The 26,699-nt window shown below is 40.3% G+C and carries 24 protein-coding genes; 21 read left to right on the top strand and 3 right to left on the bottom strand.

Features of this window, described 5'->3' with window-relative positions:
• From nudF to HWV00_RS18925, 9 genes are all read left to right on the top strand, one after another.
• Positions 1-636 (top strand): ADP-ribose diphosphatase, encoded by a 636-nt coding sequence (gene nudF, locus HWV00_RS18965; RefSeq protein ID WP_211683785.1) that lies wholly within the window; start codon positions 1-3, stop codon positions 634-636.
• A gap of 243 nt (positions 637-879) precedes the next feature.
• A complete protein-coding gene (gene cpdA / locus HWV00_RS18960) occupies positions 880-1,704 on the top strand; it encodes a 3',5'-cyclic-AMP phosphodiesterase (RefSeq protein WP_211683784.1) in 825 nt (274 codons plus the stop codon).
• 74 nt (positions 1,705-1,778) lie between these two features.
• A complete protein-coding gene (gene yqiA, locus HWV00_RS18955) occupies positions 1,779-2,360 on the top strand; it encodes an esterase YqiA (RefSeq protein ID WP_211683783.1) in 582 nt (193 codons plus the stop codon).
• A gap of 26 nt (positions 2,361-2,386) precedes the next feature.
• Entirely contained in the window at positions 2,387-4,276 is a 1,890-nt protein-coding gene (parE, locus tag HWV00_RS18950; RefSeq protein ID WP_211683782.1) for a DNA topoisomerase IV subunit B, read from the top strand.
• A 220-nt stretch (positions 4,277-4,496) separates the two neighbouring features.
• Positions 4,497-5,333, top strand: a complete 837-nt coding sequence (locus HWV00_RS18945; protein ID WP_211683781.1) for an efflux RND transporter periplasmic adaptor subunit — start codon at positions 4,497-4,499, stop codon at positions 5,331-5,333.
• Positions 5,334-5,335: 2 nt separating this feature from the next.
• Positions 5,336-8,347: an efflux RND transporter permease subunit gene (locus tag HWV00_RS18940; protein WP_211683780.1), complete on the top strand. Its 3,012-nt coding sequence runs from the start codon at positions 5,336-5,338 to the stop codon at positions 8,345-8,347.
• A gap of 182 nt (positions 8,348-8,529) precedes the next feature.
• Positions 8,530-9,549, top strand: coding sequence for a Fe(3+) ABC transporter substrate-binding protein (locus tag HWV00_RS18935; RefSeq protein ID WP_211683779.1), 1,020 nt, complete (start codon positions 8,530-8,532; stop codon positions 9,547-9,549).
• A 147-nt stretch (positions 9,550-9,696) separates the two neighbouring features.
• On the top strand, positions 9,697-11,328 hold the full coding sequence (locus tag HWV00_RS18930) for an iron ABC transporter permease (RefSeq protein ID WP_211683778.1): 1,632 nt from the start codon (positions 9,697-9,699) through the stop codon (positions 11,326-11,328).
• Positions 11,328-12,383 carry an ABC transporter ATP-binding protein gene (locus tag HWV00_RS18925; protein WP_211683777.1) on the top strand — a complete coding sequence of 352 codons (1,056 nt, stop codon included), beginning with the start codon at positions 11,328-11,330 and terminating at the stop codon, positions 12,381-12,383. Before HWV00_RS18930 ends, HWV00_RS18925 begins: the two co-directional genes overlap by 1 nt.
• A gap of 106 nt (positions 12,384-12,489) precedes the next feature.
• Here the strand turns inward: HWV00_RS18925 and argR are convergent, their stop codons facing one another.
• The gene (argR, locus tag HWV00_RS18920; protein WP_211683776.1) at positions 12,490-12,951 is read right to left on the bottom strand and encodes a transcriptional regulator ArgR; all 462 of its coding nucleotides are present in this window, start codon (positions 12,949-12,951) and stop codon (positions 12,490-12,492) included.
• 323 nt (positions 12,952-13,274) lie between these two features.
• On the opposite strand from argR, the gene artP reads away from it, so the two are divergent.
• The 8 genes from artP (at position 13,275) to rlmB (ending at position 22,017) form a co-directional block, all read left to right on the top strand.
• Entirely contained in the window at positions 13,275-14,015 is a 741-nt protein-coding gene (gene artP, locus HWV00_RS18915; protein ID WP_211683775.1) for an arginine ABC transporter ATP-binding protein ArtP, read from the top strand.
• Between the two features lie 57 nt (positions 14,016-14,072).
• Complete coding sequence (locus HWV00_RS18910) at positions 14,073-14,816, top strand: transporter substrate-binding domain-containing protein (protein ID WP_211683774.1); 744 nt, start codon at positions 14,073-14,075, stop codon at positions 14,814-14,816.
• Positions 14,817-14,950: 134 nt separating this feature from the next.
• Entirely contained in the window at positions 14,951-15,625 is a 675-nt protein-coding gene (gene artQ, locus HWV00_RS18905; RefSeq protein WP_211683773.1) for an arginine ABC transporter permease ArtQ, read from the top strand.
• Positions 15,622-16,287: an arginine ABC transporter permease ArtM gene (gene artM / locus HWV00_RS18900; protein WP_211683772.1), complete on the top strand. Its 666-nt coding sequence runs from the start codon at positions 15,622-15,624 to the stop codon at positions 16,285-16,287. The genes artQ and artM overlap by 4 nt, the downstream gene beginning before the upstream one ends.
• Before the next feature lie 297 nt (positions 16,288-16,584).
• Positions 16,585-17,523 carry a malate dehydrogenase gene (gene mdh, locus HWV00_RS18895; protein ID WP_211683771.1) on the top strand — a complete coding sequence of 313 codons (939 nt, stop codon included), beginning with the start codon at positions 16,585-16,587 and terminating at the stop codon, positions 17,521-17,523.
• A gap of 173 nt (positions 17,524-17,696) precedes the next feature.
• The gene (locus HWV00_RS18890; RefSeq protein ID WP_211683770.1) at positions 17,697-18,518 is read left to right on the top strand and encodes a tetratricopeptide repeat protein; all 822 of its coding nucleotides are present in this window, start codon (positions 17,697-17,699) and stop codon (positions 18,516-18,518) included.
• A 182-nt stretch (positions 18,519-18,700) separates the two neighbouring features.
• The gene (gene rnr / locus HWV00_RS18885; RefSeq protein ID WP_211683769.1) at positions 18,701-21,244 is read left to right on the top strand and encodes a ribonuclease R; all 2,544 of its coding nucleotides are present in this window, start codon (positions 18,701-18,703) and stop codon (positions 21,242-21,244) included.
• A 20-nt stretch (positions 21,245-21,264) separates the two neighbouring features.
• Entirely contained in the window at positions 21,265-22,017 is a 753-nt protein-coding gene (gene rlmB / locus HWV00_RS18880) for a 23S rRNA (guanosine(2251)-2'-O)-methyltransferase RlmB (RefSeq protein ID WP_211683768.1), read from the top strand.
• Positions 22,018-22,145: 128 nt separating this feature from the next.
• Here rlmB and HWV00_RS18875 read toward each other — a convergent pair whose 3' ends face one another.
• Positions 22,146-22,712, bottom strand: coding sequence for an RDD family protein (locus HWV00_RS18875; RefSeq protein WP_211683767.1), 567 nt, complete (start codon positions 22,710-22,712; stop codon positions 22,146-22,148).
• Between the two features lie 176 nt (positions 22,713-22,888).
• On the opposite strand from HWV00_RS18875, the gene HWV00_RS18870 reads away from it, so the two are divergent.
• The 4 genes from HWV00_RS18870 (at position 22,889) to rplI (ending at position 24,973) form a co-directional block, all read left to right on the top strand.
• Complete coding sequence (locus HWV00_RS18870; protein WP_211683766.1) at positions 22,889-23,347, top strand: GNAT family N-acetyltransferase; 459 nt, start codon at positions 22,889-22,891, stop codon at positions 23,345-23,347.
• A gap of 446 nt (positions 23,348-23,793) precedes the next feature.
• Entirely contained in the window at positions 23,794-24,159 is a 366-nt protein-coding gene (gene rpsF / locus HWV00_RS18865; protein ID WP_211683765.1) for a 30S ribosomal protein S6, read from the top strand.
• An 85-nt stretch (positions 24,160-24,244) separates the two neighbouring features.
• Positions 24,245-24,472 (top strand): 30S ribosomal protein S18, encoded by a 228-nt coding sequence (gene rpsR / locus HWV00_RS18860; protein WP_006030173.1) that lies wholly within the window; start codon positions 24,245-24,247, stop codon positions 24,470-24,472.
• A 48-nt stretch (positions 24,473-24,520) separates the two neighbouring features.
• Positions 24,521-24,973 carry a 50S ribosomal protein L9 gene (gene rplI, locus HWV00_RS18855; protein WP_211683764.1) on the top strand — a complete coding sequence of 151 codons (453 nt, stop codon included), beginning with the start codon at positions 24,521-24,523 and terminating at the stop codon, positions 24,971-24,973.
• A gap of 110 nt (positions 24,974-25,083) precedes the next feature.
• On the opposite strand, the gene HWV00_RS18850 is transcribed toward rplI, so the two are convergent.
• A complete protein-coding gene (locus HWV00_RS18850; RefSeq protein WP_211683763.1) occupies positions 25,084-26,688 on the bottom strand; it encodes an FGGY-family carbohydrate kinase in 1,605 nt (534 codons plus the stop codon).
• Between the last annotated feature and the right edge of the window lie 11 nt (positions 26,689-26,699).

The following is a 26,699-nucleotide window of genomic DNA, read 5'->3' as shown; positions in this document are numbered from 1 at the left end:
ATGAAAAGTCGAAAGTTAGAAATACAATCAGAGTATGATATTACTGATATTGAGATCATAAACAAAGAACAAGTTTTTAATGGTTTCTTTAAAATTAATACATATACCTTTAAACATAGGTTGTTCTCGGGTGATTGGAGCAATGAAATTACCCGTGAAGTGTTTGAGCGTGGCCATGCCGCTGCGGTTATTCCTTATGACGCCGTAAGGGATGAGGTTGTTCTGATTGAACAGATCCGGATTCCTGCCATTGAGTCGAGCTCGCAACCTTGGCTATTAGAATTAGTTGCAGGCATGATCGATAAAAAGGGTGAGGATTCTGCCGAAGTAGTAAAACGAGAAGCGGTAGAAGAAGCCGGTTTAACGATTGGTCGTTGTGACTTTATTATGCAGTTTCTTGCGAGTCCTGGTGGTACGAGTGAGGCCATTGATTTGTATGTCGGCGAGGTAGATAGTAGTAAAGCAGAAGGGGTTCATGGTTTAGCGTGTGAAGGTGAAGATATTCGCGTACATGTGGTGAGTCGAGAAACTGCTTATAATATGGTGCAAACAGGGCGAATAAATAACGCTTCGACTATTATTGGTATCCAGTGGTTACAATTGAATTTTGAAATATTGCAAAAGTCTTGGCTCTAAGGATACAATGCTTTATACATTTTCAGGTTAAGTTGTTTGAATATTTAACGATGTTAGCGGTTTCTTATTCTAGGTTGTGGAATTGTGTGCTGGACAACAGATTTCTCAAGCGCTATTCGGTATGCTTATAATAGTCTTAAAGATCTTTTAATCAGGCTCGTTGATTTACTGTTACAATCAGTGTAGTTATTTATTATTCGGCATTAACTAGGCAACATATAAGGATAAGGGTTAAAGATTATTGTGGGCGCGGACATTTCTAAATCAACAGCAAAGCATAACGTCATTAATTTATTGCAGGTGACGGATACTCATTTGTTTGCAACTGCTGAGAAGGATCTTCTTGGTGTTAAAACACAATTGAGCTATCGACATGTCATCGATGCTATTCTACAGAATCAACAACCGTTTGATGCTGTACTTGCTACGGGCGACATTTCTCAAGATAATACCCTTGCTTCTTATCAATACTTTGCTCAGCATATTAAACGCTTAGACAAGCCGTGTTATTGGTTACCTGGTAATCATGACAATATTCCCTTAATGGTTGATGCATTAAAAGCCGAAGGCGTACTATCAGATAAACATAAAGTCGTTGGTGACTGGCAAATCATTCTGTTAGATTCACAATTATCCGGTTCTCCTTCAGGTTATTTATCGCCAGAACAGCTTGCGCTACTTGATAAGCAACTCAGTTTACACCCAGACAAGCATGCGTTAGTGGTATTGCATCACAATACGTATCCGGTTGGTTGTAAATGGTTAGATCAACATATCTTACGTAACCCTGATGCTTTTTTAGCGATATTAGCAAAGCACCCGCAAGCGAAACATGTATTATTTGGCCATGTTCACCAACAGGTGGATGAGGTGCATGATGGTATTCATTTTATGGCATCTCCATCGACGTGTTTCCAATTTAAACCTCATTGTGATGAGTTTACGCTAGACTCGCGCGCGCCGGGCTGGCGTTATTTACAGCTGCACAGTGACGGTAGTATTAACAGTCAGGTCTGGCGTTTGTCTAATAATGACTTTAATCCTGATCTCGAGTCTAAAGGCTACTAGCCATCACGCGAGTTACTCCTATATCTTCGGAGTAAAGCGTATTTAGGCTCTCAATAATTGAGGTAAATGAATAAATGGCTCCTATGCTACTGCTCTATTTACACGGTTTTAATAGCTCACCAAAATCGATTAAAGCACAACAAATGGCAGATTATATTGCCTTACACCATCCTGATATTACTATCGAAATCCCTAATTTATCTCCTTATCCTCATCAGGCGTGGCTACAGATAGAACAGCTTATCGCATGTTATCCAGAGCATCAGTTAGGCGTAGTAGGCAGTTCGCTTGGTGGCTATTATGCAACGAAGGTAAACCAACAGTTTAACTGTCCTGCTGTGATCATTAATCCTGCTGTAAAACCTTATGAGTTATTAGTTGATTACTTAGGTGAGAATACGAATCCTTATACGCAGGTTAAGTTTAATCTTGCAGAACAGCATATTGATGAGCTACGCGCTTTGGACTGTTTGTCTCTTGTGCATCCAGAAAAAATCTGGGCGCTGTTACAGACAGCCGATGAAGTGTTAGACTATAGACAAGCAACAACCAAATATGAAATGGCGAGATTGACGGTAGAGCAGGGCGGTAATCATGCCTTTATCGAATTTGAACGTTATCTTAGCGATATTTTAACCTTTCTTGCATTCAAATAGATGTAACGAACAGCATAAAGAAACTCATGACTCAAGAATATAATGCGGGCTCGATTGAAGTCCTAAATGGTCTCGAACCAGTACGCCGCAGACCCGGTATGTATACCGACACAGTACGCCCTAATCACCTTGGCCAAGAAGTTATCGATAACAGTGTCGATGAAGCGCTAGCTGGTCATGCACAAAATATCACGGTTACCTTACATGCCGACCAGTCGCTAGAAGTGACGGATGATGGTCGTGGTATGCCGGTAGATATTCACCCTGTTGAAGGTGTGAGTGGTGTTGAGCTTATTTTATGTAAGTTACATGCGGGTGGTAAATTCTCGAACGATAACTATCAGTTCTCGGGTGGTTTACACGGTGTAGGTATTTCAGTTGTAAATGCATTATCTAAACGCGTTGAAATTACGATTCGACGTGGTGGTCAAATTTATCAAATCGCGTTTGAAAATGGCGAGAAGGTGTCTGAGTTAGAAGTCATTGGTACGATCGGTATCCGTAATACCGGTACTAAAGTACATTTCTGGCCTGATGCGAGCTATTTTGATTCGGGTAATTTCTCGTCTAAACGTTTGATGCACAATTTACGCGCGAAAGCGGTACTTTGCCCAGGTTTAAGCATCAAGTTTGACGATAAAGTGAATAAAGAAAAACATGTTTGGTGCTTCGAAAAAGGCCTACAAGATTACTTAATGGAGTCATTGCAGGGGTGGACTACATTACCTGAAACACCTTTTGTTGGTAGTTTTTCTGCAAACAACGAAGCGGCTGATTGGGCGGTTATCTGGTTGCCAGAAGGTGGAGAGTCGGTTACTGAAAGCTATGTTAACTTGATCCCAACTGCACTTGGCGGTACCCATGTGAATGGTTTACGCCAAGGTTTGCTAGATGCCATGCGTGAGTTCTGTGAATTCCGTAATCTGCTGCCACGCGGTGTTAAATTAACGCCTGATGATATTTGGGACCGTTGCTCATATATTCTGTCCGTTAAGATGCAAGACCCGCAATTTGCAGGACAAACCAAAGAACGTTTATCATCACGCCAATGTGCCGCTTTTGTTTCTGGTGTGGTTAAAGATTCGTTCTCATTATGGTTAAACTCAAATACAGACCTTGCTGAACTGCTTGCTGATTTATGTATTAACAATGCGCAGAAACGTTTAAGAGCGAGTAAAAAAGTTGCACGTAAACGTATTACCAGTGGTCCAGCATTACCCGGCAAGCTAACGGATTGTTCTGGTCAAGATCCAATGCGTTCAGAATTATTTTTAGTGGAAGGTGATTCTGCTGGTGGTTCTGCAAAGCAAGCCCGTGACCGTGAATTCCAAGCGGTAATGCCACTGCGTGGTAAAATTTTGAATACATGGGAAGTTGATTCAACCCAAGTCTTAGCTTCACAAGAAGTGCATGATATTTCAGTAGCGCTGGGCATTGATCCTGATTCTGACGATATTTCGGGATTACGTTACGGTAAAATCTGTATCTTAGCCGACGCCGATTCGGATGGTTTGCATATCGCGACGTTACTTTGCGCACTATTTTATAAACACTTTAGAACCATGGTTGAAGCAGGACATGCGTTTGTTGCTATGCCACCGTTATATCGCATCGATATCGGTAAAGAAGTATTCTATGCATTAGATGAAGCCGAGAAAAATGGCATTATCGACCGTATTGAAGCGGAGAAAAAACGCGGTAAGATTAACGTACAGCGCTTCAAAGGACTGGGTGAAATGAACCCGTTACAACTACGTGAAACAACGATGGATCCAAACACCCGTCGCTTAGTCCGTCTAACTGTCGATAACGTAGAAGAAACATTAGCAATGATGGATATGTTACTTGCTAAGAAACGTTCTGCAGATCGACGAGCTTGGTTAGAAGACAAAGGTAATATGCTGAGCGATAGTTAATTACTGTCTCGCTGCTAACGCCCCACATAATAAAATTATAATCTAGATAATGGCTGCAGTTTTTGCGGCCATTTTTATTTTATAACGTCATATCAATAAATATACCCTCAGCTTGTTCATCTTTAATTCATATATACTTTTGTATGCTGTCAGTAATGAGCAAATAAAGTTTTTAATTTGCTCGACCAACTCTTTATTTATATGGATGTTCGAGGCAGACATGACAACTCATAACTTAGTTAAATATTTTACACTCTTGATGCTATCAGTAACGGTAACGAGCGTATTCGCTGAAAGCGCAATTCAACCTACACCTTTATCTGAACCATCAAGTTCTAAATTAGAGAATAACTATGTAACAGGGCAACTTGTTGCAGTTCGTCGTGTTCTCATTAGCAATGAAATAACGGGGATCGTTGATGAATTTAATAAAGATATTGGCGATAAAGTGAGTGCAGGTGAAGCGTTAGCTAAATTATCCATTGCAGATAATTTATTGAATGTACAACTGGCGGAAGCTGAGTTGGCGGTAAGCCTCAATGAACTCAAGATACAAGAAAAACAATTACAACGTTACCAAGCGTTATATAAAACCAAGGGTATTTCTGCGAGTGAGTTTGATGAGCAACGCCGCAAAACCAATACCAATAAAGCACAAGTCGAAGTCGATAAGATCAAACTTGCCATGGCTAAGCGTCAGCAAGATAAATCGGAAGTCAAAGCCCCATTCTCAGGTGTTATTTTGACGCGAAATTTAGAGTTGGGTCAGTTCATACCGACGGGTGAACCACTTTATACCTTGGTTGATATGAGCCAAGTGAAGGTACGTTTTTATCTACTTGAGTCAGATATCATCACTATTCATGTTGGTGATATTGTCAATGTCACTATTCCTGCTTTAGGCAATAAAACATTAACAGGTAGTGTTGTGATCCTCGCACCTGCTTTTCAGAGTAATGAACCCGGTTTTTTAGCGGAAGTATTACTAGACAATAGCCAAGGGAATTTAAAGCCAGGTATGCAAGCACGTGTTGAATTAGCTGAAGAAGGAGCATGATCATGCAATCTTTATTAACGTTGCTAAATCAACGCCGATTAGCGGCCAAAATACTCACTCTCGCACTCATCGTACTGGGATTATTTGCGTTAATGAAATTACCATTAGCCGAAAAACCGCGATTTGATATGGGTGATGGTTCGATTACGACAGTTTATCCTGGCGCATCGGCCTCTGATATTGAGAGTAATGTTACAAGTAAATTAGAAAAAGAGTTGTTATCTATTTCTGGGATTAAAGAATTCAACTCAACGTCTGAAGTGGGTGTGTCGACGATTGAATTTGCGTTAAACAGTGGCGTTGCAGATCCTAACATTGTTTATCAAGATATTCGTGATGCTATCTCTAGGGTATCGGATTTGCCGAGTGGCGTGACTGATGCACCGACTTTAGAGATTAAAAAATCTTACAGTTTGGATTTCATGGTTGTTGGTATTAGCAGTGACTTACCTTATGACCTATTAAGAGAGCGTGCAAAGACATTAGAACTTGCATTGCGTCGTGTGGACGGGATTGGTCAAGTTCATCCGATTGATTTACGCGATCCTGAATTTTTAATTGCACTAGAGCCTGCACAACTACAGCGTTATGGGCTAACCGTTGGAGAAATAGCCCAACTGATTGCCGAGCGAAATGTGTTGATCAGTGGTGGCCGTTTAGAATTATTAAAAGATAATCCAGAGCTTATTACCATTGCAGAACTCGATGATATTAATAAATTGGGTGATATGTTTATTGGCTTCATGCCGAATATTCAATTAAAAGATATTGCAGGTGATATCACTAATACCTTTAAGAAATCAGAAGCCTTTGGTTCACTGAATGGCCAAAAAAGTATTCTTTTTGATTTACGTACCGATGAAAGTGCGGATGTACTTGCCACTTCAGCACAAGTTCGTGATTTATTATCAATGATGGAACTGCAGTTTGGTGATGATTATAAGTTGGATGTTGGTTTTGATTTAGCGAATGAGATTGGTGCTAAATCAGAGATTGTACGCAACAATGGTTTGGTTGGTTTAGTGCTAGTGCTGGTGGTATTGGCATTATTTTTAGATAAGCGCATTGCGTTTTGGGTCGCTGTTTCAATCCCTGTTTGTTTATTAGGGACGCTGGCGGTATTACCTGCGTTAGGACAAATTTTAGATGCTTATACCTTATCTGCGCTGATTTTGATTATCGGTATTATTGTTGATGATGCCGTTGTTGTCAGTGATAAGATTATTTCCCTTGTTGAAGAAGGACAGCCAATTAAAAAGGCTGTCAGTAATGGTGTTAAAGCGGTATTACCGGCGATTACAGCCAGTATTTTAAGTACTATGATTGCTTTTATTCCTTTACTGTTCTTGCCGGGAAATAGCGGTCAAATGATGTATGTGATCCCGTTGACTGTGATCGTCGCATTATGTTTCTCCTTTATTGATGCACTGTTTTTTATTCCTGCGCATTTACAAAGTGTCTTAGAAAAACGCAAGTCATTAAAGCAAACGAATACCGAAGGCTTTCGCCACATCAATAATGTCATCGCTTGGGCATTAACAAAACGTAAATGGGTATTAAGCCTATCGTTAGTTATCTGCATTGGCCTCGGTAGTTTTTCTTATAAACAATTGAGCTTTTTATTCTTTCCTACTGACGGCGCATATTTAATTGAAGTGGGTGTCGAAACTGACCCTGAATTATCACTTGATGAAGTGTGGTTACGTACACAAAAACTAGAAGCATTATTTGAAAATACCGCTGAAGTGGCTTCTTGGTATGGTGAAATTGGTACGCCGAGTAGTTATTGGGTTATTTCACTAACGCCCGTCAATAGTCGAGAGCGAAATGCCGAGGCTATCGTTGCTGAATGGGAAGAAGCGGGTGAAAAAATTGCAGGGTTAGCACAAATTGAATTTGATATAGATGGTGGTGGCCCACCTGTCGGTCGTCCTGTCGATATTAAAGTGGTGGGTGGTAGTGACCTTGGACGTGACAAGTTAGCCAATGATTTAGTGTCATTTTTGGAACAGTTAGATGGCACCAGTCGTGTTAGCCGTGACTTGCATGATAGTCAGCCTCGTATTGAAGCGCAATTGCAGTATCAATGGCTTAATTATTACGGAATTAGTGCCCAGACGGTGGGTGATTTAATTAAATATGCGGTAGAAGGTGAGCGTATTTCACGTATCTTTAATGGTGAGGAAGAAGTATTTTTCCGTATTAGTTTAGAAGAAAATGATAAAACCCTCGCAGAGTTAAATAATCTGAATGTCAGAGCAAACGACGGTAGTTTAATTCCATTAAGCAAGCTGATTCGTTGGGTCGATACGACCTCTGCATCGCAGATTAGTCACTATAATGGGGAGCGAGTGATCCGTGTTTCATCAGGGGTAGATCCAAAAGTAACAGACCCTATTGCAGTGTTTGATGATGTAACATCTGCGTTTGCTGGTCAGGATTATGAGGGCGCGCGGTTAGTCGCAGCAGGACAAATATTAGAAACTGCTGAAGCGCAGAAAGGTTTTAGTGTTGCGATATTAATGGCGTTTGCTGGGATTAGTCTTTTGTTATTACTCTTGTTTGATCGTGCGACAGAAGCGGTGATGGTATTGACCGTAATTCCGTTTGGTGTCGCGGGTGCATTGTTTATTTTGTTTATTCATAATCAAGTGCTTAGTTTCTTTTCTATTATCGGGATCATCGCTTTAATCGGGATCATGGTAAACAATAGCCTTGTATTGATTTGGCATTTCCGCGCAAAGATGACAGACCTTGACCGCGATAATGTAATGGCATTTATTATTGCCGGAACCCAAAGCCGTGTTAGACCTATTTTGCTGACCACGATAACAACGGTGGTTGGTTTAGTGCCTTTGGCTTATGGTTTAGGTGGGTATGATAATTACATGTCGCCAATGGCTTTGGTTGTCGGTTGGGGTTGTATTATTTCGATGCTCGTTACATTAATCATTATTCCGGCATTATATGGGTATGTTTTAGAATGGAAAATACGCCATAACCGAGAACTGTAATCGCTATAGTAATCGTCATTTTCGTCATAACAGTCCGGTTTTTATTAGCACATAAAAACCGGACTTGCTTCTTGATCTAGATTAAATCTTTGTGATAATTGTTATCATTTAGACTTGTACTAGTTGCGTGATTCTTATAAACTCCATTCCATAATGTAAACAATTCGTATTTAGAGGTAAGGATGAAAAAGGGAATATTTGGTTTATCTGCTTTGGCATTAACAACGTCACTAATGAGCACAACTGCTTTTGCTGGTGAAGAAGTTAATATTTATTCAAATCGCCAAGCAAATCTGCTTAATCCGATCCTTGAACAATACACTAAAGATACTGGTGTGAAGGTGAACATTGTATTTGCGAAGAAAGGACTTGCAGATAGAATGGAACGTGAAGGTCGCTTATCAAAAGCTGATCTATTATTAACAACTGATATCAGCCGTTTAGTTGAAGCTGTTGATAGCGGTGTTACTCAACCTGTATCAAGCGACGTATTAGAAGATAACATTCCAGCGCAATACCGTGACCCAGATGGCGAATGGTTTGCACTAACAACACGTGTACGTAATATCTATACTTCACGTGAAGTTTATGGCGACGTTGCTAACATCACTTACGAAGAACTTGCAGACCCTAAATATAAAGGTCAAATCTGTACACGTTCAGGTAAACACCCATACAACGTAGCACTTATCTCATCAATGATCTCGCATCACGGTGAAGCTGAAGCTAAAGAATGGTTAGAAGGTGTTAAATCTAACCTAGCACGTAAGCCACAAGGTAACGATCGTGCACAAGTTAAAGCGATTAAAGAAGGTGTTTGTACTGTTGCACTAGGTAACAGCTACTACTTAGGTAAAATGTTAAAAGATCCAAAACAAGTTGCTTGGGCTGAATCAGTTAACATTAACTTCCCTAACCAAGAAAACCACGGCGCACACGTAAACGTGTCAGGTATGGTATTAGCTAAATATGCACCGAACAAAGGTAATGCAGTTAAGTTAATGGAATACCTTTCAGGCGCGAAAGCACAAGAAATGTATGCTGAAGTTAACATGGAATACCCAGTTAAAGCGGGTATCAAAGCATCTAAGTTAGTTTCATCTTGGGGTGAGTTCAATGCTGACTACATGCCTGTAGCTGAAATTGCAAAACATCGTAAAGCAGCACTTAGACTACTTGATGAAGTTAAATTCGACTTGTAGAATAGTGTATGCCCCTAAAATACTTAGGGTTAACAGTTGAAGTTGCAACTTAATTGAGTTGTTAACAGACTGCTTTAAAGGTTGGTATAGTTACTTTGTAACTAGCCAACCTTTTCGCGTATCTAGACAGGAGTTGTTTTTCCGTTCATGAATCATAAGTTAGCCTTTTCTTGGCATTCTAGTAGTTGGTTTATTGCGATCATGTTAGCGCTACCTATTGCCGCGTTGTTTTATCAGGCAATTGGCCCCAGTGCAGATGTATTTCAACACCTTGTTGATACCGTTCTTCTCGACTACGTTCAAAATACCCTTATCCTTGTTTTCCTTGTTTGTTTAATCTGTAGTGTTATCGCTTTACCAGCCGCTTGGTTGATAGCCATGTGTGACTTCCCCGGACGAAAAAGCTTACAATGGGCATTAATGTTACCTATGGCAATGCCTGCTTATATCGTTGCTTATATTTATACTGACATGTTTGATTATGCAGGACCTGTTCAAATCGCCTTACGTGGACTGTTTGGGTGGGAGAGTGCGAGTGACTATTGGTTCTTTGATATCCGCACCATTCCGGGTGCTGCCACAGTACTAGCCTTGGTGTTATACCCTTATCTTTACTTGCTAGCACGAACATCATTTCTTGAACAATCAACCAGCCTTATTCAAGCAAGCCGTATGCTAGGTAGCTCTGCATTGTCTAGCTGCATTCGAGTGTCTTTACCTTTGGCTCGTCCTGCTATTGCAGTGGGTTTATCATTAATTGCCATGGAAACGGTTGCAGACTTTGCGACGGTTAATTATTTTGCGGTAAATACCTTAACCACGGCTGTTTATGATACGTGGATTGGTCATGGCAGTTTAACTGCTGCGGCACAATTATCGGTCATGACGTTATCGGTAATTTTGTTATTTGTTGGTTTAGAACGCTTTGCACGTCGTAAGCAGCAAGTATTCCAAAAAAGCATGCTGCACGAGCAAGAAGTGCGTTACCAATTAACGGGTTGCGCTAAGTTGTTTGCAATGGCTTGGTGCTGGGCATTGGTATTTGCTGGTTTCTTATTACCGTTTGTTGTTCTCGTTAATTATGCATGGCATTACTTTGCTGAATCTTGGACTGAAGAGTTTTTTCAATACAGTGCAAATAGCTTAATTCTTGCGGTTGTTGTTGCTGGTTTAGCTGTGGTTTGTGCTGTATTACTCGGGTTATACCGTCGTTTAGTGGGTTCGAAGTACGCGACGATTCCATCGCGTATCAGTACCATGGGTTACGCATTACCTGGTACCGTATTGGCGATTGGTATTATTATTCCACTGACTTCGGCAGACTTTCTCTTAAATGACTTAACTGAATTGCTTTGGGATTGGACTCCTGGTCTTGTCTTTACTGGCACCACATTTGCACTTATTTTTGCTTATCTTATTCGTTTTTCAGCCATTGCAGTCGGCTCTGTTGAAAGCAGTATTGATAAAATATCACCGTCATTAGACATGGTTACTCGTACCTTAGGGCACAGTCCGAACAGTATGATCCGCAAAGTGCATATTCCGTTAATACGTAAAGGTATCTTAGCAGCGTTTTTGTTGGTATTTATTGAGTCAATGAAAGAGTTACCTACGGCCTTGTTGCTCCGTCCATTTAACTATGAAACATTGGCGACGTATGTATTTCAATTTGCCTCTGATGAAATGTTAGAACAAGCCGCATTAGCCGCCATTGTTATTGTATTAGTTGGGTTAATTCCACTTATTTTCTTGAACCGTTCTTTGGAGCAACAGCACTGATGACTACACTTTCTTCTTCTGCATTAACCATTTCAGATCTGCATTGTAGTTATGCTGGTGTCGATATTCTTACTGGACTTGATCTGACATTAGGCAAAAATGAAATACTTTGCTTATTAGGTCCGAGTGGTTGTGGTAAAACGACGACGTTAAAGTTGATTGCTGGGTTGTTACCACCAACACAAGGTAGCATCGAAATTAATGGCAATGTGGTTGATAATGCTAAGTTAAACCTTGCACCAGAAAAGCGTAATGTCGGTATGATCTTTCAGGATTACGCGTTATTTCCTCATTTAACTGTGACTGACAATATCTTGTTTAGCCTGCATAAACAGAGTCAATCTAAGCAAAAAGAAAAGCTCGATTATGTACTTAATTTGGTTAATTTAACCGAGTTTGCTGGTCGTTATCCGCATCAACTATCAGGTGGTCAGCAACAGCGTGTCGCGATTGCACGTGCCTTAGCATGTTCTCCTGAATTGTTATTACTTGATGAACCTTTCTCTAATATTGATAGCCAAGTGCGTCATCATTTGATTGAAGAGATGAGAGGCTTACTTAAGTCACATAACATGAGTGCTATTTTTGTTACGCACAGTAAGGAAGAGGCGTTTGCATTTGCTGATCGTTTGGCTGTCTTCCATCAAGGTAAGATTGAGCAATTAGGGACACCAACGGAGTTATATAATCAACCTGCAACACGCTTTGTGGCTGATTTCTTGGGTAAGGTTAATTATCTAGATGCAGTCGTTGTTGATGAATACAGTGTGGAAACGGCATTAGGTATCATCACTAGCAGTCAGGTGTTATCGCTTACTGTCGGTGAAGAGAAGTTATTAGCATTGCGACCACAGCAACTCAAACTAGCAGCTGTAGAGCAGGGAATTGCAACGATAACGCAACAACAATTCTTAGGCATGACAACCAATGCGACGATTACGTTGACCGATAGCAATACGCTATTATCGGTATCAATGCAGCAGCCGATGACAGTGGGTGATGCTGTGAGTGTGAGGGTTGAAGACCACGCACTTATTTTGTTTGATCGTGACTAATACCGGTCGTTTGTATTAACCGGTATTCTGTTTATATGTTTGGTGACATGAATGATGTCGCCAAACATATTGAATTTATTGCGTCGCTACTCGTTTCTGAACGCGATTAGATATATTCAAATAACTCTTTTACTGCACGATCTACGTCAGTAATTATCGTGGTACTTGTCGGTGTGATAAAGATAGTATCATCACCTGCAATCGTTCCGAGAATACCTTCTGTACGACCTAATGAATCTAATAAACGGGCAATTAACTGTGCCGAGCCTGGGCTGGTTTGGATCACAATCAAACTTTCGTTATGCGTAATATCTAAGACTAATGTTTTTAATTGGCTACTAATCGTCGGTACACCCAACTCTGCTGGCAAGCAATAAACCATTTCATCCTTGGCATTGCGTGTACGTACTGCACCAAATTTACTTAGCATTCGAGATACTTTAGATTGATTCACGCTGTCAAAACCTTGGTCTTTTAGCGCGTCGACAATATCACCTTGTGAGCCAAGGCGTTCTTCTTTCAATAATCCTTTAAATGCTTTTACTAACTGATCTTGTTTTTCGCTCATACTTTTTACCATGTCAGTTGATTCATCTATAATTCAAGCAGCTAATCTTAAATTCAATGTAACTTTATAATGAAACTGTAAGTAATTTTATAGCTTTTTTATAAAGTAAGTCACTAAGTCATTAATGCAATTAGTAAATGAATTAGGTTAGCAGTGAACTGAATAATTATTCATATGATACCAGCAGGGTATAAATTATCTAGCTAATTTGGTTAATTCGGAGTTTTTGCATAAAAACCGAATTAAAGTGAATATTTATGTTGATTTTGAAGTTTATTCGGTTATTATACTCGCATCTAGTGCAATTATATTCAGTTATCGTTATGAGCATCGAACTAAAAAACATCTGTAAATCTTGGGGTCAACTTGATGTATTACAAAACATCGACCTTAAATGTGCAAAAGGCGAGACCTTAGTACTGCTTGGTCCAAGTGGTGCAGGTAAGAGTTCGCTACTGCGTGTACTTAACTTACTTGATACACCTGATAATGGTTCTATCAATATCGCAGGTGAAACATTTGATTTTTCTGCCACACTTAGTGATAAAAAATTAGCTAAGCGTAGTCAGATGCTAAGACAGAAAGTAGGTATGGTATTTCAACAATACAACCTATGGCCACACATGTCTGTGATGGATAACTTAATTGAAGCACCAGTTAAAATTTTAAAGCAAACAAAACAACAAGCTCGTGAAGAGGCCATGAAGATCCTTGAGCAATTACAGCTAGCTGATAAAGCCGATGTATTTCCATTAGCGTTATCAGGTGGTCAGCAACAACGGGTAGCAATTGCACGTGCTTTAATGATGAAACCTGAAGTGTTGTTATTTGATGAACCGACTGCGGCGTTAGATCCAGAGGTAACCAATCAAGTAGCTGAGATTATTAAATCACTCTCAATGACAGGTATCACTCAAGTTGTTGTGACGCACGAAGTGGACTTCGCGCGTAAAGTCGCTAGTCAAGTTTGCTATCTTGAACGCGGTGAAATTGTTGAATTTGGTGGTGCTGAGCACTTCCTGCAGCCACAAACGCCACAATTTACAAATTACTTAAAGCATTAATTTACAAATAGTTTAAAACATTAAATTATTAAAAATATTAGGAATAGGACGACCCAAATGAAAAAATTACTCACTGCATTAATTCTAACTTCAGCTACGGCACAAGTAACAGCCGCAGAACAAATCAAATTTGTAACTGAAGCAACGTACCCTCCATTTGAAATGATGGATGAAAACAATGAATTCCAAGGCTTTGATATTGATATTGCCCGCGCGGTTTGTACTGAATTAAAAGCGGAATGTAGTTTTGCTAACCAATCATTTGATAGTTTGATCCCAAGTTTAAAATTCCGTCGCTATGATGCAGCTATTGCAGCGATGGACGTAACACCAGCACGTAAGAAACAAGTTGATTTCTCTGATATTTATTATGAGAATTCTGCAGTGCTAGTGGCTAAAAAAGGTAAGTATAACGTTGTTTCTGATTTATCAGGTAAAGCGGTTGGTGTACAAAATGGTACGTCTCACCAAGCTTATATGACAGATAACTATGCGGATGAAAAAGTATTATTACTTAACTTCCCATCATACCAAAAAGCGTTTTTAGACCTTAAAAATGGTCGTATTAACGGTGTATTTGCTGACTCAGCTGTTGCTCATGATTGGTTAACTAAACACAGCGGTGGTAACTACGAAACTGTGGGTAAAGCAGTAACGGATGAAAAATACTTTGGTAGTGGCTTTGCAATCGCAGTACGTAAAGATAATGCTGAGTTATTAACTAAATTGAACAAAGGTTTGCAAACGATTAAAGCAAACGGTACTTACGATAAGATTTACGCAAAATACTTTGCTAAATAAGAGATAACAGTGTTTAATCTCGACCTGATTTGTTCCGCTGTATCAGGGCTCAATAGCCAAGTTATTGTGGTCTCGAGATAATTCATTTAAAAGTGCCTCTTGGGGCACTTTTTGTTTTTACGTCCGGAGTTTTTATGGATCTTTTGCAGCTTCAATTATTATTGGATGCAACAAAAATCACCTTAGGCCTTGCACTGACTTCACTATTGGTTGGCTTGGTTCTCGCTATTTTGTTCTGTGTTGCTGAAATGCAAAAGAACCCACTGATTGCTAAACCGATTAGCTTGTTTGTCACGGTATTACGTGGCTTACCTGAGATCTTGATTGTTTTCTTCATCTTTTTCGGTGGCACCCATATTCTGTTTTTATTAACAGATGAGTTTTATGACATCAGTCCTTTCTGGAGTGGTGTTGTCGCACTGTCATTGATTTTTGCCTCTTATGCTTCGCAAACATTGCGTGCGGCAATTCAATCTGTGCCAAAAGGTCAGCAGCAAGCAGCACAAGCGCTTGGAATGGGGCCGGTTCGTTGCTTTATACGTGTAACCTTACCGCAAGCATGGCGTTTGGCTTTGCCGGGTTTAGGTAATCAATGGATGGTGTTATTAAAAGACACTGCATTAGTCTCGCTAATTGGTGTGACAGACTTAATGAAGCAAGCGGATTTATTATCTGGCAGTACTTATAAGCCCTTTACCTTCTTAGTGGCGGCTGCCGTGATTTATCTTATTATTACTTTGATTAGTCAATGGTTGCTAAAGTACCTTGATAATCACATTAACCGTTTTGATACCGGAGCAGAAAAATGACATTAGATCACTTCTGGTTATTATTTAACGGTTTGAGCACCACGCTTGAAATTACCTTCTTTAGCTTATTCTTTGGTTCTATCATTGCGGTGTTTTTAACGCTTGCGATGATAAATAAAATTCCAGGATTAAACTTATTATCACGCGGTATTATTTTAATTTTTACTGGTACGCCTTTATTAATACAAATATTTTTGGTTTACAGCGGACCGTCGCAGTTTGAAGTGATTAAAAATAGCTTCTTATGGGACTACCTTAGCCAAGCTAAAATTTGTGCCATTATTGCGTTAGCGTTTAATACTGCAGCTTATTCATCACTGTTATTTAAAGGTGCGATTGAATCAGTACCTCGTGGTGAATGGGATGCGTGTAAAGCCTTGGGGATGAGCCGAGGGCAAACGTTATCGGTTATCGTGCCACATGCGATACGTCGCGTATTACCCTCTTATTCTAATGAAGTGATTTTGGTACTTAAAGGCACATCATTAGCAAGCTCAATCACGATTATGGATGTGATGGGTTATGCAAATCAGATCAATGGCCAAACATATGATGCATTAATGGCATTTTCTGCCGCGGGCATTATCTACTTGGGTATGAACGGTATCTTGGTATTAATCTTTAAGCAATTAGAGAAGAAAGCGCTCGCGTTCCAGTCTTAATCTTAAGTACGCTCTCTACGTTATTTTAACGCATACGACTTATTCACTTATTCTCATGCTGCTAGCTTTAATGACGGCAATCCTGAGAATCAGTGGATAAATTAAATCATTTCATCTGAAAGCAAATATCTTCTAGATAGAACGCTACGTCATTAAAACTTATGTGTAATTCATTATTTACTCTGCATATCCGTGTTGTTAATTGTTTTTCAGTCAATGTTGCAGTAAGGTAGCAGTGATTAAAGGAATTTGTGAATATTGTATTCTACATAAACAATTAAGATAATGGAGACGTCTATGAAAGTTGCTGTATTAGGTGCTGCTGGTGGTATCGGTCAAGCTTTAGCCCTACTTTTGAAAACTCAACTACCTGCGGGTTCTGATCTGTCGCTATATGATATCGCGCCAGTTACACCGGGTGTTGCTGTTGATTTAAGCCATATCCCTACAGACGTTACTATTGCTGGTTTTGCTGGTACAGATCCGACTGATGCACTTGTTGGTGCTGACGTGGTACTTATCTCTGCGGGTGTTGCTCGTAAGCCAGGTATGGACCGTTCAGATTTATTCAATATCAATGCTGGAATCATCAAGAATCTAGCTGGTAAATGTGCTGAAGTATGCCCAAATGCATGTATCGGTATTATTACTAACCCAGTAAACACAACTGTGCCAATCGCTGCTGAAGTACTTAAGCAAGCGGGCGTTTACGACAAACGTAAACTATTCGGTATTACAACGCTGGATGTTATCCGTTCAGAAACTTTTGTTAGTGAGCTTAAAGGCATTTCACTTGCAGACGTTGAAGTACCAGTTATCGGTGGTCACTCAGGCGTAACAATTTTACCGCTACTTTCTCAAGTTAAAGGCGTTGAATTTACTGCTGAAGAAATCGCGACACTAACACCACGTATTCAAAACGCGGGTACTGAAGTTGTTGAAGCTAAAGCGGGTGGCGGTTCTGCGACACTTTCTATGGGTCAAGCAGCTGCACGTTTCGGTCTATCTCTTGTTCGCGCACTACAAGGTGAAGAAGGTATCGTTGAGTGTACTTATGTTGATGGCGGTTCTGAACACGCTACATTCTTCGCACAACCTGTATTACTAGGTAAAAACGGCGTTGAAGAAGTACTAGCATACGGTGAGTTAAGCGAGTTTGAAACAAACGCGCGCGATGCTATGTTAGAAGAACTAAAAGCGAACATCACGTTAGGTGAAGAGTTCGTTGCTGGTTAATCATGGCGCTTAACCTATTTGGTTAATCATGATGACAATCGAAACCCAAGTTATTTTAACTTGGGTTTTTTTATTTAAGAAAACGATATATTGGTCGATATAATAACTATTACGGCAGTAGTTATTATCAGAATAGTTATTATTACAGTAAATTTTCTCTTAGGTTGATTGATATGCGTATAACACCGACAGCTAAGTTAACGACAATTTGTCATTACGTGAAAGCCGCAACTTTTTATTATGTAAAAATGACCGTGTTAGTCACGATAACGAGTGCGTCTTTAGTTATTGTGAACAGTGCAAGTGCTGAGACAAATGATAATAAAACTATCTCAAGTAAGCCTGTGGGTGAAAAAGAGCAACGTATTACCGACAGTGGTAAACGTGCCGTCGCAGCAGAAAATGCAGGTAAGTCAGCATTAAGCTTTGGTGATTTTCCCAGTGCCATTGAGCTGTATACGGATGATGAACTGAATCAATTGATTGCAAAAAATACGCATTTAAAACGCGTTCGAGCAGATGCATGCCAGCTTGTCGCTGATATTAAAGCCCGTGCAGAATTAGTGAAACTACCGAGCTATCAATTCCTCTGGGGAGATATGCTTGCATGGGGGGTTTGTGTCGATAAGAACGCAGAGCTAGGCATTTATTTTATGCGAGCAGCTGCAAGACAAGGGCAACCTCGCGCGCTAGAGCAGCTTGGTCGTTATTACGTACAAGGTAAGTTTGTACAACAAGATACTGAGCGTGCATTACCGTTATTTGAACAGTCGGCTAAACTAGGTTTTCTGCCAGCAAAAATACAATGGGCGGAGTTATTAGTGCAAGGTTACGGTAGTCCTTATGATTATCAAACAGCTTACAGCTACCTGTATAGCACGGTAACGGATGATGCAAAGACACATGATCAGCTTGCCTTATTATTAGCACAATTAGAAAATTTAATGCCAGAGCGTGTTGTGACAGCTGCAAAAAATGCTGCTAAGTATCAATAGGCACAACCACTAAAAAGTCCATCAAGGCTAACTGAATAGTCAATTAGAGTTAGTTTTGATTCGATTCCCCGTACATTTAACACTATCCTTCTAGTATACCGAGTTAGTTATGGCACAAAACTGTATCCTGACGAAGTTTGGGTATATAATCCGAGCGATATTCCTACCAATTTGGACCTTCTATGAGTAAAGACCCTTTCCATACGCGTGAGCAGGAAAAATACAGCAATCCTATTCCTAGTCGAGAATTTATTCTTGATTATCTTCGTAGCCTAGAAAATGCGATTAATCGTGAGCAAATATTTGCAGGATTAAAATTAGCAGGTGATGAACACGAAGAAGCTTTACGTCGTCGCTTACGTGCGATGGAACGTGATGGGCAGTTGATTTTCGCTCGTAACAGAACTTATGAACTACCTGAACGCTTAGATCTGTTGGAAGGTCTGGTATTAGGTCATCGCGATGGTTTTGGCTTTTTCCGTCCAGACGATGGTGGTAAAGATTTATTTATCTCAATTCGTCAAATGTCGACGCTATTTCACGGTGATCGTATTCTTGCACAACCTGTTAAAGAAGAATTTAAAGGTCGTAAAGAAGCACGTTTCGTTCGTGTATTAGATGCTGAACCATTACAACTTGTTGGTCGTGTTTATCTGGATAAAGGCGTTGCTTTTGTACGTCCAGATGATAGCCGAATTAAGCAAGAGATCCGCATTAGTGACGAAGAACGTCTTGGTGCTCGCGCTGGCCAAATGGTTGTGACTGAAATTTTAAAACGTCCAACTTATAATTTACCAGCGTTAGGTAAAGTCGTTGAAATACTGGGCGAGAATATGGCGCCGGGTATGGAAATTCAAGTTGCTATCCGCACACATGATATCCCGCATGTATGGCCGGAACATATTCTTGATGACATGGCAAAACTGTCACCAGAAGTACCTGAAGAGTCAAAATTAGACCGTGTTGATTTACGTTATTTACCTTTACTAACTATTGATGGTGAAGATGCACGTGATTTCGATGATGCAGTATTCTGTGAACGTAAAAAAAGCGGTGGCTGGCGTTTATGGGTAGCGATTGCAGACGTAAGTTCATACGTTAAAACAAATTCAGATTTAGATTTAGAAGCACAAAGCCGTGGTAACTCTGTTTACTTCCCTGAGCAAGTTGTTCCTATGTTGCCTGAAGTATTATCTAACGGCCTGTGTTCATTGAACCCACACGTAGATCGTCTTTGTATGGTCTGTGAAATGACTATCTCTGATGCTGGTCGCTTATCTGGGTATAAGTTTTATGAAGCGGTGATGAATTCACATGCGCGTTTAACGTATACCAAGGTTGCCAATATTCTTGATGGTGATGCAGAACTACGTAATGAATACGACGCGGTAGTACCACATCTTCACGAACTACATAACATGTACAAAGTGTTGAAAACAGCACGTTCTGAACGTGGTGCGATTGAATTTGAAACACTAGAAACACGCTTTGTATTTAATGAACATCGTAAAATCGACAAGATTGTTCCTGTTGTTCGTAACGATGCACATAAGCTGATTGAAGAGTGCATGATCTTAGCGAACGTAGCATCTGCACGTTTCGTGAGTAAGCATAAAGCTGCTGCATTATTACGTGTGCATGATACTCCGGGTGAAGAAAAACTCGTTAACTTTAGAAATTTCTTAAGTGAAACTGGTCTAGAACTTGGCGGTGGTTTAAAACCTACACCACTCGATTACGCTGATTTGATTAGTCGTATTCAAGATCGTCCAGACAAAGAACTGATTCAGACAATGCTATTACGCTCGATGAAACAAGCGGTGTATCAAGCAGAAAACAACGGTCACTTTGGTTTAGCATTAACGGCATATGGTCACTTTACGTCACCAATTCGCCGTTATCCTGATCTTGTATTGCATCGTGCAATTAAGTTTGAACTAGCAAACCAAGCTGCTGTTAAAGCAGAAAAACCGTTAACAAAACGTTGGACTAGTACTGGCGGCTATTGCTACCTTGTTGAAGACGTTGAGAAATTAGGTGAGCATTGCTCATTAACAGAACGTCGTGCTGATGATGCAACACGTGATGTATCTGATTTCTTGAAATGTGAATACATGCAAGATCACTTAGGCGATACATTCGAAGGTGTTATTGCTGCGGTCACTAATTTTGGTTTCTTTGTTCGCATCAAAAATTTAAACATCGATGGCTTGGTACATGTATCTAGCTTACGCGGTGATTACTATAATTTTGATGGTGCGCGTCAAACATTACGTGGCGAGAAAAGCGGCGTTGAATATCGTATTGGCGATCAAGTTGAAGTTAAAGTATTAGCAATCAACATGAACGACAAGAAGATTGATCTTGAGATCGCAGGTGCAGTACAACACAGCCGTCGTAGCAAGCGTAAGCCAGCTGAATTTTCTGGGAAGCGCAAAGTAGCCAGTGCAGCGAAAGAAACAAGTGCAGATGGCAAAGCGAAAAAAAGAAATAAAGTAAAGCTAAAGGCCAATGATGATGTTGTCGTTAGCGCTGCTGATAAAGCGCGTGTGGCTGCAAAGTTGAAGCCTCAGACGGGCGATGCTGTTGAAAAAGGCACATCACCAGTGGATGCGGTTAAACCGAAAGGTAAAACCAAACCGGCGAAGAAAAAAGTAAAAGCGAAATCTAAATCGCGCCCGGGCAGAGCTGAACGTTCAAAGCAAAAAGCAAAAGCAAATAAATAGTAATAAGGTAGAGAGATACAATGAGCAGTGAACTAATTTTCGGTATTCATGCAGTTAAATCATTATTGGAGCATGAACCAGAACGCTTCATTGAAGTATATGCATTAAAAGGACGTGAAGATGATCGTCTAACACCATTAATCGCTGAATTAAATGATATTGGTATTTCAGTGCAATTGGTTAACCGTAACACACTGGACAAGAAGTGCGACGGCGGCCGTCATAACGGTGTATTAGCACGCGTTAAAGAAGGTAAGAAGTTAAACGAATCTGATCTAGATACGTTACTAAACCGTATTGAAGAAAAAGAAGAACATCCATTATTACTTATTCTTGATGGTGTTACTGATCCGCACAACCTAGGTGCTTGTTTACGTAGTGCTGATGCGGCTGGTGTTCACGCTGTTATCGTACCAAAAGATAAGTCAGTACAACTTACTTCAGTTGTACGTAAAGTTGCATGTGGTGCAGCTGAAACAGTACCACTGATCGCTGTTACAAATCTTGCGCGCACTATGCGTGAATTACAAGAACGTCGTATCTGGATCGTAGGTACTGCGGGCGAAGCAACACAAGACTTATACCAACCTAAACTAACGGGTCCATTAGCAATTGCGATGGGTGCGGAAGAAAAAGGTTTACGCCGTCTAACACGTGAACATTGTGATGAGCTAATTAGCATCCCAATGGCGGGTAGTGTTTCAAGCTTGAATGTATCAGTAGCTACTGGTATTTGCTTGTTTGAAGTTGTACGTCAACGCCAAGTTAAATAATCTTACGTTGTTGTTTAGCCAATCGGTTTAACTTATTGGCTTACAACAATACGTAGATATAAAAAAGCGTCCATCATGGACGCTTTTTTATTAACTTTATTTTATGCTCGAGCCATTCTTAGTTGCGGTTAAGCATCCATTACATCAGAGGCTTCGCTTTTACCTTCGCTATCGACATGCGCTTCGCTGCTGGCAATACGACGACCTTTCGGCATTTTCACGACTAGCGTTTTTGCTAAATCATCGTGTAAACAACGACGTTTATCACCTCTGAAAATAGCTAAAAAGTTACTGATCGTAATAACAAAACCAAAGATTGGTAAGTAAGCTGCTGCCCAAAATGGTAAATAACGCTTAAGAATGATTTCTTGTAAGCTTAAGCGTTGGCCATTCTCGCCAACGACTGCAATGCCGACAATACGTTTACCTAGGGTTTGCCCATATTCTTTTAGTAGGTAGCTGTTTAGGGCCATAAATAGCACGATTTCAAGTAAGGATACTTTTACTTGGGTAGCAAATGAAATGGTAAAGTTTTCATCGATACCTGCATTTAAATTAAGTAAATCAAAACCGAGAATAAACGGGACTAACATAACAGTCGGAAAAATGACTTTATCTAATATTGCGGCTTGAAAACGTTGAGCTAACGTAGCAAGTTCAACGTATTGACGAGATGATGACGGTTCAGGTTGCATATGACTTCTATAAATTAGTTAGTTAACAGGAGTTCAGACATAGATAATAATCAATCCTTAACATAACAATCAAGATTTACTCGCACTTAATTTGATTGAATCGAAGTTTTGATTCACAGAGTAAAGATTGTTGTTATTATGCTAGGTGATTTTAATTTTAGTATATGGGATTAATTATGACTTGGATGTGTTGTCGGTTTAGTGAGTTGTCGAGTGTACAACTCTATGATGTATTACAATTACGTAGTGCGATTTTTGTTGTCGAACAGAATTGTCCTTATCAAGACATTGATGGCTTAGACCTGCATCCTGAAACTCGCCATTTATTGCATTATAGTGCGACAGGAGAGTTACTTGCTTACCTGCGTATTTTAGCTGCAGGTGTCAGCTATCCTGATGTCGCGATTGGTCGTGTTGTTACCGCTGCATCTGCACGCGGGCAGGGGCTTGGTCATCAATTATTAGAGCGCGGTGTACAGGCTGCAAAATCAGCATGGCCCGGCCAAGATTTATATCTTTCTGCGCAAGCGCATTTACAGCATTATTATCAGCGCTATGAGTTTGTTACTGCGACGACAGAATACTTGGAAGATGGAATTCCCCACGTTGGTATGCGCTGGCAAGCGACTGGTTAGTATTTGAAAAGCTCATAACAAATAATACTAATAACAAGCACGATAGCATATAAGGTGATAGCGTTTTGATCATAACAACTCCTTAGGTTCGTCGATGTGCTTTAGTCACACAACATTGTTTACAGATATATGTCTTATTCAATATGGCACATAATATTCTCAATTCTTTACAGCTTGATGATAAGAATAAAAAACAGCATTTGTTATTAATACTTTGATTTGTTGACAGTTAAAAGATGATTTTGCACTCATACTTTTGAATTAATACTTTGGTTGTATTCGTAATCTTATAAATATTTACGATTATCTTCGTTGTCGAGTTGTATTGTTGAGGGTGACACTATATAATTCGCGGTCTCAAAATTAGTCAATTTTCTATACGTTCCTTGCCTCGATGGACCGACTAAGCCAGAGCCGAGGCTGATTAAACCCGTGAGGAGCTTACGATGCGTCATTACGAAATCGTATTTATGGTTCACCCAGATCAAAGTGAACAAGTTTCAGGCATGATTGAGCGTTACAGCGCTGTAATCACTGAAGCAAATGGTACTATCCACCGTCTAGAAGACTGGGGTCGTCGCCAATTAGCATACCCAATCAACAAACTTCATAAAGCTCACTATGTTCTTATGAACATTGAAGCTGGCCAAGATGTTATTGATGAGCTAGAAAATAACTTCCGCTTTAACGACGCAGTGATCCGCAACATGATCCTACGTACTAAAGGTGTAGTTACTGAAGCTTCTCCAATGGCTAAAGCTAAAGAAGAACGCCGTGAAGCGCCTGCTGCTACTGAAGCACCAGCTGCTTAATAATAGCGTTTTAGCTATAGGTATTTGTTTTGTTGGATAGCATTTAGTTATCCAATTTTTGAGAAGATTTTAGGAGATTTTAATTATGGCACGTTTTTTCCGTCGTCGTAAATTCTGTCGTTTCACTTCTGAAGGTGTTACGGAGATTGATTATAAAGATATCGCTACGTTAAAAAACTACGTAACTGAAAGCGGTAAAATTGTACCAAGTCGTATTACTGGCACACGTGCTAAGTACCAACGTCAACTTGGTCGTGCGATTAAACGCGCACGTTACTTGTCTCTACTTCCATACACTGACTTACATAAGTAAGCTATTGTTTGGTCGTCAAGACTAACTCTACATTTCTGAGGAAAGGTAATGCAAGTAATTTTATTAGACAAGATCGCTAAGTTAGGTAACTTAGGCGAGACTGTTAACGTTAAAGCTGGTTATGCTCGTAACTTCCTTTTACCAAAAGGTAAAGCGGTTCTAGCAACTAAATCTAACGTTGAATCTTTCGAAGCACGTCGTGCTGAACTAGAAGCTAACGTAGCTGCTGTTAAAGCAACTGCTGAAGCTAAAGCTGCAACAATCAACGCTCTAGAAGCTGTTGTAATTGCAACTAAAGCTGGTGACGAAGGTAAGATTTTCGGTTCTATTGGTACTCGTGACATCGCTGATGCGATCGTTGCTGCTGGTGTTGAAGTTGCTAAAAGTGAAGTTCGTCTTCCTGAAGGCGCTCTACGTACTCTTGGTGAGTTCGAAGTTAGCATCCAAGTACACAGCGAAGTATTCGCTACAGTAAACTTAGAAATCGTAGCTGACGCTTAATTTAAAGTTTAACTTTAAATTAATTTCAGTATAAAGCCATGGTGTATGCCATGGCTTTTTTTATACCTGAAATTTGGCATGACGATTACTGCGCAGTTAGGAACCGTTCACTATTTTGGATAACCGGTAATCTCCCGAATAGATTTATAAAGCGGCTGTAATTGCTTATACATTTTCAAATAGACTTGGTTATAGAGAGCATCATAAGTCTCGACGACCTCTGGCTGTGGTTGAAATACGGTACTGACTCGTGTCATTGCTGCAATCGCCTGATCAAAATCAGTATAAATTCCCAAACCTACCGCTGTCACAATGGCTGCGCCTAATCCTGACGTTTCAAACGTATGTGGTCGTTCTGCTGGCATATTAAAAATATTTGCCGTTAGCTGCATTGCAACGTCACTTTGCGAACCCCCTCCTGATACGCGTAATGTGGTTATCTTGACCTTGTTCCGTTTACTGATCCGTTCTTTGCCTTCTCGTAATGCATAAGCCAACCCTTCTAATATTGCGCGATAAATATGGGTACGGGTATGCACATCACCAAAACCAATAATGCCGCCTTTAGCTTCTGGACCGGGATCCCGAGCGCCGGGTGTCCAATAGGGTTGTAGCATCAGACCCATTGAACCGGGTGGTATTTTTGCGACTAAGCGATCAAATAATACTTCAGGTGCAATGCCTTCTGCATCTGCAATATGTTGTTCACGTAAACCAAACTCTTTTTTAAACCAACTGATTAACCAGAAACCACGGTAAATCATGATTTCAGACGAGTAGTGTCTCGGAATTGCAGAAGGAAAAGGCGGGAGGTGTGGTGTCGCCTCGACGTATTTGTCTGTGGTGATATTAATCGTCGCCGTTGTACCATAACTTAAACAAGCAATATGTGGCCGATTACCACCGGAACCTATAATTTCACAGGCTTTGTCTGAAGCGGAGGCGATGACAGGTAATCCTGCTGGAATACCTGTATAAGCTGCAGCGTCGTCAGTGACATAACCGACAAGCTCACCGGGTTCAATTAATTTGGGTAGCATCTTCGGATCAATAGCTAGCATATCCCAACGCCAATCTGATTTTTTTAACCAGGTTAGTTTTTTGTAATCAAAGGGAATATAACCAACTTGGCTACCGATAGAATCAGTCATTTTATTGGTGAACTTATAATTTAGAAAACCTGATAGCAGTAAGTATTTAGCTGTATCACGCCATATTTCAGGTTGATTCTGACGGATCCAAATGGCTTGTGATTTTTCTTGAAAGCGTTGAATAATATCTTCTACGCGAGCGATTTTAAATAACCAGTTCCAAGGCCACTTTATTTCTTCTTGTTCGGCGTGGCGTTGATCTAACCAGATGATCGCAGGACGCAATGGTTCACCTGCACTGTCTAGGTTGATCACCGTGCCGCGCTGAGTGGTGATCGACATACCGGCAATATGCTGCTTTTCGATCGCAGGGTAGTGTTCAAGATCTTGCCAAAGTAAATCACAGGCTTTCTTTACTGCTAGCCAATAGTAGTCAGGATCTTGTTCGGCCCAGCCGGGATGTGCTGAAAAATAAGGACTGATCACATGCTGCCCTTTGGCGATCAAGTTACCTTCGGTATCATAAAGCAGTGCGCGTACGCTTTGAGTGCCATTATCAATGCTCAACAAATAGCGCTTTTGCGCAGAGGCTGGCGTTGATACTGTTGGAGTTCGACTATCCATGTTAATTGTCT

Origin of the sequence: Moritella sp. 24 (genome assembly GCF_018219155.1) — a bacterium.
GTDB lineage: Bacteria > Pseudomonadota > Gammaproteobacteria > Enterobacterales > Moritellaceae > Moritella.
The sequence above is the reverse complement of the archived record's forward strand: the minus strand, read 5'-3'. Positions and strand labels throughout refer to the sequence as shown.

Excerpts from the sequence above, each read along its gene's own strand:
- nudF (WP_211683785.1), top strand. The coding sequence starts at position 1 with ATGAAAAGTCGAAAGTTAGAAATACAATCAGAGTATGATATTACTGAT.
- yqiA (WP_211683783.1), top strand. The coding sequence starts at position 1,779 with ATGGCTCCTATGCTACTGCTCTATTTACACGGTTTTAATAGCTCACCA.
- parE (WP_211683782.1), top strand. The coding sequence starts at position 2,387 with ATGACTCAAGAATATAATGCGGGCTCGATTGAAGTCCTAAATGGTCTC.
- HWV00_RS18945 (WP_211683781.1), top strand. The coding sequence starts at position 4,497 with ATGACAACTCATAACTTAGTTAAATATTTTACACTCTTGATGCTATCA.
- HWV00_RS18940 (WP_211683780.1), top strand. The coding sequence starts at position 5,336 with ATGCAATCTTTATTAACGTTGCTAAATCAACGCCGATTAGCGGCCAAA.
- HWV00_RS18935 (WP_211683779.1), top strand. The coding sequence starts at position 8,530 with ATGAAAAAGGGAATATTTGGTTTATCTGCTTTGGCATTAACAACGTCA.
- HWV00_RS18930 (WP_211683778.1), top strand. The coding sequence starts at position 9,697 with ATGAATCATAAGTTAGCCTTTTCTTGGCATTCTAGTAGTTGGTTTATT.
- HWV00_RS18925 (WP_211683777.1), top strand. The coding sequence starts at position 11,328 with ATGACTACACTTTCTTCTTCTGCATTAACCATTTCAGATCTGCATTGT.
- argR (WP_211683776.1), bottom strand. The coding sequence starts at position 12,951 with ATGAGCGAAAAACAAGATCAGTTAGTAAAAGCATTTAAAGGATTATTG.
- artP (WP_211683775.1), top strand. The coding sequence starts at position 13,275 with ATGAGCATCGAACTAAAAAACATCTGTAAATCTTGGGGTCAACTTGAT.
- HWV00_RS18910 (WP_211683774.1), top strand. The coding sequence starts at position 14,073 with ATGAAAAAATTACTCACTGCATTAATTCTAACTTCAGCTACGGCACAA.
- artQ (WP_211683773.1), top strand. The coding sequence starts at position 14,951 with ATGGATCTTTTGCAGCTTCAATTATTATTGGATGCAACAAAAATCACC.
- artM (WP_211683772.1), top strand. The coding sequence starts at position 15,622 with ATGACATTAGATCACTTCTGGTTATTATTTAACGGTTTGAGCACCACG.
- mdh (WP_211683771.1), top strand. The coding sequence starts at position 16,585 with ATGAAAGTTGCTGTATTAGGTGCTGCTGGTGGTATCGGTCAAGCTTTA.
- HWV00_RS18890 (WP_211683770.1), top strand. The coding sequence starts at position 17,697 with ATGCGTATAACACCGACAGCTAAGTTAACGACAATTTGTCATTACGTG.
- rnr (WP_211683769.1), top strand. The coding sequence starts at position 18,701 with ATGAGTAAAGACCCTTTCCATACGCGTGAGCAGGAAAAATACAGCAAT.
- rlmB (WP_211683768.1), top strand. The coding sequence starts at position 21,265 with ATGAGCAGTGAACTAATTTTCGGTATTCATGCAGTTAAATCATTATTG.
- HWV00_RS18875 (WP_211683767.1), bottom strand. The coding sequence starts at position 22,712 with ATGCAACCTGAACCGTCATCATCTCGTCAATACGTTGAACTTGCTACG.
- HWV00_RS18870 (WP_211683766.1), top strand. The coding sequence starts at position 22,889 with ATGACTTGGATGTGTTGTCGGTTTAGTGAGTTGTCGAGTGTACAACTC.
- rpsF (WP_211683765.1), top strand. The coding sequence starts at position 23,794 with ATGCGTCATTACGAAATCGTATTTATGGTTCACCCAGATCAAAGTGAA.
- rpsR (WP_006030173.1), top strand. The coding sequence starts at position 24,245 with ATGGCACGTTTTTTCCGTCGTCGTAAATTCTGTCGTTTCACTTCTGAA.
- rplI (WP_211683764.1), top strand. The coding sequence starts at position 24,521 with ATGCAAGTAATTTTATTAGACAAGATCGCTAAGTTAGGTAACTTAGGC.
- HWV00_RS18850 (WP_211683763.1), bottom strand. The coding sequence starts at position 26,688 with ATGGATAGTCGAACTCCAACAGTATCAACGCCAGCCTCTGCGCAAAAG.